This window comes from Pirellulales bacterium (assembly GCA_035533075.1).
GTDB lineage: Bacteria > Planctomycetota > Planctomycetia > Pirellulales > JAICIG01 > DASSFG01.
Map to the genome: position 1 here is coordinate 1 of DATLUO010000069.1, position 9,268 is coordinate 9,268.

Genomic DNA, 9,268 nt, shown 5'->3' on the forward strand with positions numbered 1-9,268 from the left:
CCTTGCGTCTCCACCAACCGTCCATCGTCCATCTAAGCCGGACGGAATCCCACGCCACCCAGCTCCATGCTTATTCTTCCCAACTCTCCTGAATTGACCAAGCCCGATTTGTGTCAACGCGGAGCGTGCGCGGTATAGCACTCGAAGGCGCCCCTGCTACGCCGGCGGTTCCCGAACCGGCTTCGCTGACGCTCTTCGGCCTAGGTTTAACAGGCATGGCGCTCATGGCGCGCCGCCGGAAGTAAAGCAAGCTCGCGTCACGACCGGGCTTCTCCCCGTCGAGCGCTGGACGGGGGGAAGAAGTAAGCGCCCTGGGTCGATTGCTAGCTCCCAATCATTGGCTCCGCGGAGGCAAGCTCCGTGGCGGCCGAAGGTCTCATTTTTGGCCGCGCACGGTATAACTTCACGACAGTGGACTTTGGGGATGGCCCTCTGTCTGTAGCGTTTCTCAATGGTTTAACCGTGCGTCAGTTCCTGGATGGGGCCAACTCAACGCTGGGTGGCGGTCCCAGCCTCGGCGGCCTGCCCTATTATGATATCGATGCCCTTACCGCAACACTGAACATTACTTTCGACCAAGGCAACGTGACCCCGTTTGCGCAGGATCATCTCGTAGCCCCCGCGTCCGGCGGCGGTCGGACGCCGCCTGCCGTGCCGGAGCCGTCCAGCTTAATGCTCTTGGGCTCCGGCCTGCTCGGCCTCGCCGCGACTCGCCGCTGGCGGAGGCGTCTAGCTCGCCATCATTCATCAGCCCATACCAACCCGAAGCGCAAGCGAGGTGGAGCAATCGCCTTACCTCGCTAGCGCTTCGGGTTAGTGTGAAGCGCTTTGTCGAGCATTCTCGGGGCTGATGAATAATCCGGGCTAGCTCGCCATCCGCTTCACCATCGAGGCAAGTGAAATGGCCCTACACGGCGCCACCCGACGTCGTGGAATTCGAACTCCTGCGCCGCGAGCCTGAGGCGCTGCTGAAAACCCGGAGTTTTGGTTCCTGGAACCTTTTCTTGACCTCCTGGAACCTTTTCTTGACCCGAGGCGCCGTATTCTATTCTGTTGGCCTCCCAATGAGCATTAAAAGGCGTCAATCCGTCAACGGAAAGTCGAACTCGTTTTTTCCGTCCGCCGTGACGGTGGCCGACAAGCCCGACTTGGCCGCGTCGGCGTACTTGGCAGGCAGCAGGTCTTTGGGCTCGGCGGGCGGCGGGGCGTTGGGGTCGGGCGGAACGAATTGGTAATCCGCCGGCAGTCCCCCATCTCCAAGTTCCTCCGTGCTCGATGACTCCGGCTCGACGAGAGGAGCTTCCTTCTTGACGATCGCAACCTGGTAACTGCCCAGCGGGACGTTCTCCCCGGCGGCCGTCGCCAGCTTGAATTTGCCTTCCGCATCGGTCCGGCCGAAGGCCGGGGTGCTGGCCGACACGAACGTCACGTTGGCGCCTTCCACCGGGCTTCCCTGATAGGTGACCGCACCGGTGACCGGCCGTCCGTTCGGGTCGCCCCGTTTTGCGCGGGAGCATCCTTGGCTGCCGCCCAAGCCGAGCCCGGCCAGGGCGATCCAAGCGGCAAGGCAAAACGAGCGGGCAAAACGATCCGATCCCATTTTCATCAACTCCTTGAGCTGTTCGAGCGCGCCTGAATATGGAATACGCACACGGCCCACGCCGCGGCGTGCGCGATAAACCCCGGCGTCTTCGCGACGGAGGCAGAATCCGCAAGCACAAAAGGTTGTTGTCCGATTCAACCGCTTGGGTTGACGCTGCTTGCCGCGCCTTCGCCTCCATCTCGGGAGCCCATGGCCCCCCAGATCCCGTAGGGACTGGGCCCCTTGTTGACTTCGGCCATTCCCAGGTTCCCGGTATTGATTCCGTCGCTGATGAACTGGACCGAACCATCGACCATCAAACCGTTGACGCCCCCTGGGTGGTTGCTCGACGGCGAATAAACGCCGCCGTGACCATCGGCATATTGATTATAGGTAATGATGCACGAAGGGGAGTTCGGCGGCAATACGGTGGTGAAACCGCAACGCTCCGTCTCGCCGTCGGTCCAATCGGTGCCAAAATACCCCTTGACATTCGACGAGTTGGCATAATACATGCCGTTGGCCGTGGCCAAACAGATGCCCGGGCTGGTATTCACGCCCGCAAGGCCGTTGACCGTGCCCTCCTTGACGCTCACCAACGCCCCGCCCTTGCCGGTACCGAAGCCGGCTCGGATCCGCTCGCTCATGGCGATCGTGTTGCTCGTGCCGTCGGTCACCATGGCGAGCTTGATCGTGTTCCTCCAGAGGAACATCCCGCGGTTCCAACTGATCGGGTTTGTATTGAAGCAGTTGTTGTAAATCGAATCGCCGTGGCTGAACGCATAGTTGTTGTTCCCGACCGCGCCCGGTCCGGGGACAGGCCGGGTGTCGGAGGGACAGAGCAACGACGGAACCTGGACGTTCCAATTCTTCCAGCCGGTCCAGCCGACCGGACCATAGGGCGGAGCTCCATTGCCTCCCGACTCGATCATCTGGTAAAGCGCTTGCTGCTCGATGTACGGCAGCAGCGGAATGAAGCCGCTCACCCGAGAGCAATTGCCGGGCGGGGAAATGCACGGGCCGGTGCCCCCTTTGCCGAACGGGAACGTGTTGTTGACGTCATGATAATTCTGCAAGCCCACGCCAAGCTGCTTCAAGTTGTTGACGCATTGCGTGCGGCGCGCCGCCTCGCGCGCCGCCTGCACCGCTGGCAGCAACAGCGCGATCAGAATGCCAATGATGGCAATCACTACCAGCAACTCCACCAACGTAAACGCTCGTCGGGAGCCAGCGAGACTTGCCTGTTCCCCCTCGGCCCCTCGGCTATAAAACCTCGACATCGGATAACCTCGCAGGATCTTGAAATGAAAGCGGCCCGCCGGACTTTGGGAACTGTACCGGCATCCTAAGCCAACGGTTAATATGCGCGTTGTGTGCATATTAAGTCAATGCTTTTTAATTTTCACGCAAAAGCAGCCATTACTCACGGCTGCCGCTTGGCCCAACAGCCAGACTTGCGGCCGCCGGCGACACCCAGGCCTGGATTCGCCAGCAGCCGGCCAGGCAGGAAGGAGCAGCCGCGCCGGCGGAGATGTGCGACGCGCCCGCCAGCGGGCGAACGTCTGCAGGGCGACGCGGCAAGCCCTTTTGCTTTATGCGCTTCGGACGCGGTTGCCCAGCGAGTCTCGTTGACGCTGGCGGCCGGGAACCCTAAACTCGGCCGGTAAGCAGCGATCGTTATTCACCTCAACCGCTTGGCAGAAAAGCATGACTGCACCGACCGCAACGGCGCCGACCAAATCAATCCAACAACTGGCCATCAACACCATCCGCACTCTGGCCATGGACGGCGTGCAGAAGGCCAACAGCGGCCATCCGGGCACGCCGATGGCCCTGGCGCCGGTGGCTTATAGCCTGTGGAACGAGGTGTTGAAATACGACCCGGATCAGCCAAACTGGCCGAACCGCGACCGCTTCGTGCTCTCCTGCGGCCATGCCTCGATGCTGCTCTATTCGACGCTGTACCTGGCGCGCGTCAAGCAGGCCGGCCCCGACGGCAAGCCGACCGACGAATTGGCCATTCCGCTCGACCAACTCCAGCAGTTCCGCCAACTGCACAGCCGTTGCCCAGGACACCCGGAATACGGCGAGTCGAGCGGCATCGAGACCACGACCGGACCGCTGGGCCAGGGCATCAGCAACAGCGTGGGCATGGCCATCGCCGAGCGCTGGCTGGCCGCGCACTTCAACCAGCCCGGCTTCAAGCTGTTCGACTATCGCGTCTACGCCTTGTGCAGCGACGGCGACCTGATGGAAGGGGTGGGCTCCGAAGCGGCCTCGATCGCCGGCCACCTGAAGCTCTCGAATCTGTGCTGGATTTACGACGATAACAAAATCACGATCGAAGGCGAAACGTCGCTGGCCTTCAGCGAAGACGTCGGCCGGCGATTCGAGGGCTACGGCTGGCGCGCCATTCACGTCGACGACGCCAACGACCTGGCGGCCTTGAACGACGCCTACCAGGAGTTTCTCAAAACCGACGACCGGCCGACGATCATCATCGTCAAGAGCCACATCGGCTACGGCTCGCCTCACAAGCAGGACAACCACAGCGCGCACGGCTCGCCGCTGGGCGAAGACGAAGTGCGGCTGACCAAAGAGGTCTACGGCTGGCCGGCCGACGCCAAGTTTCTCGTGCCGCCCGAAGTGGTCGAGCACTTCGCCGACGGCGTCGGCGCCCGCGGCAAGAAGCTGCACGCCGAATGGCGAGCAAAGTTGGCCGACTACGCCAAGAAGTTCCCCGAGTTGTACGACCAGTTGCAGCGGATCGAACGCCGCGAGCTGCCGAAGGACTGGGAAAGCGGCATTCCGACCTTCGCGGCCGACGCCAAGGGGCTGGCGACGCGCGTCTCGTCGGGCAAGGTGCTCAATGGTCTCTGCTCGAAGATTCCCTGGCTGGTCGGCGGCGCCGCCGACCTGGCGCCTTCGACGATGACCAACATGAACGACGTCGGCAGCTTCGAAGCCGGCGGGTACGACGGCCGCAACATGCACTTCGGCATCCGCGAACACGGCATGGCCGCAGCGGTCAACGGCATGGTGCTCTCCGGGCTGCGATCCTTCGGCGCCACGTTCTTCGTGTTCGCCGACTATTGCCGCCCGTCGATCCGCTTGGCGTCGATCATGAAGATTCCCTCGGTGTTCATTTTCACGCACGATTCGATCGGCGTTGGCGAAGACGGCCCGACGCACGAGCCGGTCGAGCACCTGGCCTCGCTACGGGCGATTCCGGGCCTGGTCACTTTGCGGCCCGGCGACGCGAATGAAGTGGCCGAAGTCTATCGCACGATCATGCCCTGGAAGAACCGTCCCGTGGCCTTGATCCTCACGCGGCAGAACTTGCCCACCCTCGACCGCACGAAGTTCGCCCCGGCCTCTGGCGTGGCCCGCGGCGCCTACGTGCTGGCCGACGCCGCCGGCGGCAAGCCCGAGGTGATTCTGATCGGCACGGGCAGCGAAGTTTCGCTCTGCCTCGAAGCTTACGAGAAGCTGACGGCCTCGGGCGTGAAAGCCCGCGTGGTCAGCATGCCTTCGTGGGAACTGTTCGACGAGCAGGACGCCGCGTATCAGGCTTCGGTGTTGCCGCCGGAAGTGACGGCCCGCGTGGCGGTCGAGACGGGCGTGGTTCAAGGCTGGCACAAGTACATCGGCCCGAAGGGACAATTCGTCGGCATGCACAGCTTCGGCGCCTCGGCGCCCGGCGGCGTGCTGGCCAAGCATTACGGGTTCACCGTCGATAACGTCGTCGAGCACGCCAAGAAGGCGCTGCAGGGTTAATGCCTGGAGGGCCGGGCGCCCCCGCCCGGCAAAGACGGAGGGCCGGGCGCCCTCGCCCGGCAAAGACGGAGTCCAGAACGGGCGAGGGCGCCCGGGCCTCCATTCGTTAAAGCCACGGGCGAGGGCGCCCGGGCCTCCATTCGTTAAAGCCACGGGCGAGGGCGCCCGTCCCTCCATTCGATTGCGGACTACTCGTAATCCCACTTCAGGATCCAGGGATCCTTTGTGCGCTGCTGAAAGTCCTTCAGCTTGCCTTTCATCTCGGCTAACTGCTCCGCGTGCTTCGCATCGGCGGCCAGGTTCTTCACTTCATCGGGGTCGGCCGCCAGATCGTAAAGCTCGAATTGCGGCCGCTGCAGGTAAGCTTGCACGGTGCGCTTGCCGTAGAGAGCATCCGAGCCGCGGCGATAGACCTCTTGCCAGGTTGGCGCTTCCCACAAGTCGGAAGCGAACGGGTAAGGCAGCGGATGAGCCAGATTCCAGATCAGCTTGTATTGCCGCGTGCGGACGACTCGCATCGGGTAGTACATCGTGATCTCGTGAAACGTGTGCGAGGCATAGATTTCGTCCCAGCCGGCCGGGCGCTCTTCGTCGATCGCCCGCAGAAACGAACGCCCGTGAAACTTCTGCTTGCCGCCCAGCGCGCCGGCGAAATCGAGAATCGTGGGGGTGATGTCGACCCAACTGACCATCGCCTGCGAGGCGCCGCCGCGGCGCTTTTGCTCAGGCCGCCGCACGATGCACGGCGAGCGCAGCCCCGGCTCGTAGACGTTCGTCTTGGCGCCGGGAAAGGCGATGCCGTGGTCGGAAATGAAGACGATCAGCGTGTCGTCGTACTTGCCGGCCTTTTTCAGGATATCGACCAGCCGGCCGAGGCCCTGATCGACGCGCGACACCGACTCGTAATACTGCGCCAGCTCGGCCCGGCAGGCCGGCGTGTCGGGCAGAAACGGCGGCACGATCACGTCTTTCGGATCGTAGGGCGCCGGCTCGATGCCCGGATAGCCTTGCGGCCGGTTGCCAAACGCGTTGGGCTTTTCCGGCAGGCTTTCGACGCGGTCGCCGCTGCGGTGCGGGTCGGCCGTGCAGAAATACAGAAAGAACGGCCGCGCGTCGTCGTCGGCGATAAAATCGCGGCAGGCGTCGGCCATCGCCGCCGGGCTGCGCGCGTTGCCGGGCAAGGCTTTGTCGAAATGATAGACCGCCTCGGGCCCGACGTGATACTTGCCCACGCGAGCCGTGCGATAGCCGGCCGCGGCCAGCAGCACGGGCAGCGACTTCACGTTGTCGTAGGTGCGAAAGTGGTGATAGCTGTGTTCGTGGCCGTACTGGGCGTTGGCGTGGTTGAACAGCCCGGTCAAGATCACCGAACGGCTGGCGCTACAACTGGCCGTGGTGCAGAAGGCCCTGTCGAGCCGCGTGCCGTCGGCCGCCAGGCGGTCGAGGTTCGGCGTCTTGATGACCTTGTTGCCGTAGCAACCGGCATCGGGGCTTTGATCGTCGGTCACGAACAGCACCACGTTGCTGCCCGCGGCCTCGGCCGTGGCGGCGAACAAGAGGCCCAGCAGGAAAGCGCGTGCGAAGTGGAACGGAGTCATGGCATGCATCTCGGGGGCGGGTCGGAAGCGTTCAGATAAGCAAAAAGCCGGCGCCTCGCCCGTGCGGCGAGGCGTCGGCTCTGTAGTCGCTCGTCGTCCGTGAAAGGGATGGGCGGCCGAGCCGCCCAAAGTTCGCCAGCGATCCGTCACCACAGAAGTTTCGAGCCGATGACGAACGAGTGCGGGAAACAGGACTTGAACCTGCACGACCGGTAAGGGTCACCAGGCCCTCAACCTGGCGCGTCTGCCAATTCCGCCATTCCCGCTGGCGTCGCGGTGACATCGGTTTCACATTGCACGTAAAGGATTTACGCCGATTTTGAAGCCGAATCACCTCACTGCTGTATTGTACCAAAAGGGCGGTGACGTTGGAAGTCTGTGTACCAAAAGTGTACCATCATCGCCGCATGCTTGGGTCGTTTGGCGCCGTGCGATCGCCTGAATCCCCTTCGCGATCAACTCGCCGGCAACTATGGCGTCAGCAATGACGGTTGATTCGCGGTCGCAAGCAGGTTCAGCCCTCGCGGGGGCGCAGCCGAGCGGCAGAGCATACAGGCCGACAAAAACCGCTCGCGGAGCGAGGCGAGCGTCTCGTCATGGTCGACCTACCGTGTCGCAGGCGGGGCAGCGCGCGGCAAGCGCGGCGTGCGTTGATGATGCCCCACCGGCCATGATCGGCCACGTTGAAACGGCGCATGTCGACTGTCGATCCGGTGGTTGCGGGTTCGAGTCCCGTCGCCCTCGCTGAACAGAAACAGCTGCAAGTCAATGACTTGCGGATTTTTTGTTGCGCCAAACTTTAATCACGATGGAAGGCTTGGGGACAATTTGGGGACAGTGTCGCGGTGGCATTGCCGCCGCATTGGGGTCGGCATCGGCCGTCCGCCCCGTGCCTGTTTGGACAGTTGGGATTCGGGATTCGAATTGGCCTGGCACGGCGATCACCTGCCCTGATGCCGAAGTCGATGTTGCCGCAGCCTGTTGAATCTCTCCGAGGGCGGTTAAGCCCTCGCGGGGGTGCCGCCGAGCGGCAGAGCTTGCAGGCCGACAAGAATCGCTCGCGGAGCGAGGCGACCTACCTCTCGTCGTCGGCCTGCTGCGTCGCGGGCGGGGCAGCGCGAGGCAAGCGGGGTCCCGCGGGGATTAACCCGGTCGGAATTGGCAATCTGAACTTTGCCTTGGGGAACCGCGATCGATAGACCAGTGGTGTAAGCGCAACCAATGCGTTAGCGCTGGAAAGCGATCGGGTCGCATTTGCGATCGCAGATATTGGCGTCGATTAAGAGTTCAAATGGATCGACGTGGCCCCCGGGGTTGGCAGCGAATGCCGCCTTCGTCGCCTCCGTCACAGATTCGTTCGTCGGCTCCTCAACCAAGAATTGATCGCACTCGTCGAGCCAGTTGAGATCGCGAACGTTGATCATGTAGTCCTGGGGCAGGCGCTCGCGGACGTAGTAGGCCAGCTTGGAATTGCCAGCATCACCAGAGTCGCCGTACATGTGCCCGAGCTCGATCATGGCTGGGACCGGATTTTGAATCCAGCGGATGTGCCGTTGAGTTAACGTTGGCCTAGCGTTGTGATGACGTTTAAAGCTTGGTTTTATAAGGCGGTTACGTCGCCGCATACTCCGGGACGGATTGTAATAGCATTGAAGCGAAACGGCCAGTATTGTTACCATTTCAGATGCCTGGACCGAGGTTCAGCCCTCGGGGCGGCGCGGCCGAGCGGCAGTGCATTTGGGGCGACTGGAACCGCTCGCGTAGCGAGTCAAACCTTTCGTCGTCGGCCTGTCGCGGCGCGGGGGCAGCGCGAGGGAAGCGGGATCCCGCACTCCATGCCGGACGTCGGCACGAGGACTGGCGGTTCGTGGCGATCGGCACCCCGTCGTCTACATCGTCGATTCTCGCGAATTCGCGGACCGCTGTCGACCGAGATTCTCTGGAGGTTCATGTAAGGGATACGACTACAGGGCGTTTGGCCGGCTTTGCTTTCTCACATTATCTCCAATCGCAGTGTCACAGCCGTTTGATCGGAGCCGATTGCGGACAGGGGGTCGCGACACCCACGATTTGCTGCATGGAGTACCGCCAGGGTGAACGCACAAGAATCGGTAAGTTCCTGTGAGAACAGAGTTTGCGTCATACAAGACATAGCGACTCGATATCCGCAAGTCCTTGTAGGGAAAGTGCTTGTGGTTTTTGATGCGACTGCCCTGGGAGTACCGCGACGTCTGCCTGCCGAACCTGCCGAAGGGGGAAGTGGAATTGGGCTTGCATTTCATATAGCCAGCCGTAGGATGGAGCGCGATCG

Annotated in this window: 5 protein-coding genes and 1 tRNA gene; 1 reads left to right on the forward strand and 5 read right to left on the reverse strand. The window is 62.5% G+C overall.

All coding sequences use genetic code 11. From position 1 onward, the window contains the following. Positions 1–1,081: 1,081 nt before the first annotated feature. Both VNH11_09375 and VNH11_09380 read right to left on the reverse strand, forming a co-directional pair. Complete coding sequence (locus VNH11_09375) at positions 1,082–1,600, reverse strand: carboxypeptidase-like regulatory domain-containing protein (protein HVA46572.1); 519 nt, start codon at positions 1,598–1,600, stop codon at positions 1,082–1,084. 137 nt (positions 1,601–1,737) lie between these two features. Beyond that, a complete protein-coding gene (locus tag VNH11_09380; GenBank protein ID HVA46573.1) occupies positions 1,738–2,862 on the reverse strand; it encodes a DUF1559 domain-containing protein in 1,125 nt (374 codons plus the stop codon). A 427-nt stretch (positions 2,863–3,289) separates the two neighbouring features. On the opposite strand from VNH11_09380, the gene tkt reads away from it, so the two are divergent. After that, the gene (gene tkt, locus VNH11_09385) at positions 3,290–5,359 is read left to right on the forward strand and encodes a transketolase (protein ID HVA46574.1); all 2,070 of its coding nucleotides are present in this window, start codon (positions 3,290–3,292) and stop codon (positions 5,357–5,359) included. Between the two features lie 188 nt (positions 5,360–5,547). Here tkt and VNH11_09390 read toward each other — a convergent pair whose 3' ends face one another. From VNH11_09390 to VNH11_09400, 3 genes are all read right to left on the reverse strand, one after another. Beyond that, positions 5,548–6,957, reverse strand: coding sequence for a sulfatase (locus tag VNH11_09390; protein HVA46575.1), 1,410 nt, complete (start codon positions 6,955–6,957; stop codon positions 5,548–5,550). A 180-nt stretch (positions 6,958–7,137) separates the two neighbouring features. Next, a tRNA-Leu gene (locus VNH11_09395) sits at positions 7,138–7,223 on the reverse strand. A gap of 960 nt (positions 7,224–8,183) precedes the next feature. After that, the gene (locus VNH11_09400) at positions 8,184–8,474 is read right to left on the reverse strand and encodes a hypothetical protein (protein ID HVA46576.1); all 291 of its coding nucleotides are present in this window, start codon (positions 8,472–8,474) and stop codon (positions 8,184–8,186) included. Positions 8,475–9,268 lie beyond the last annotated feature (794 nt).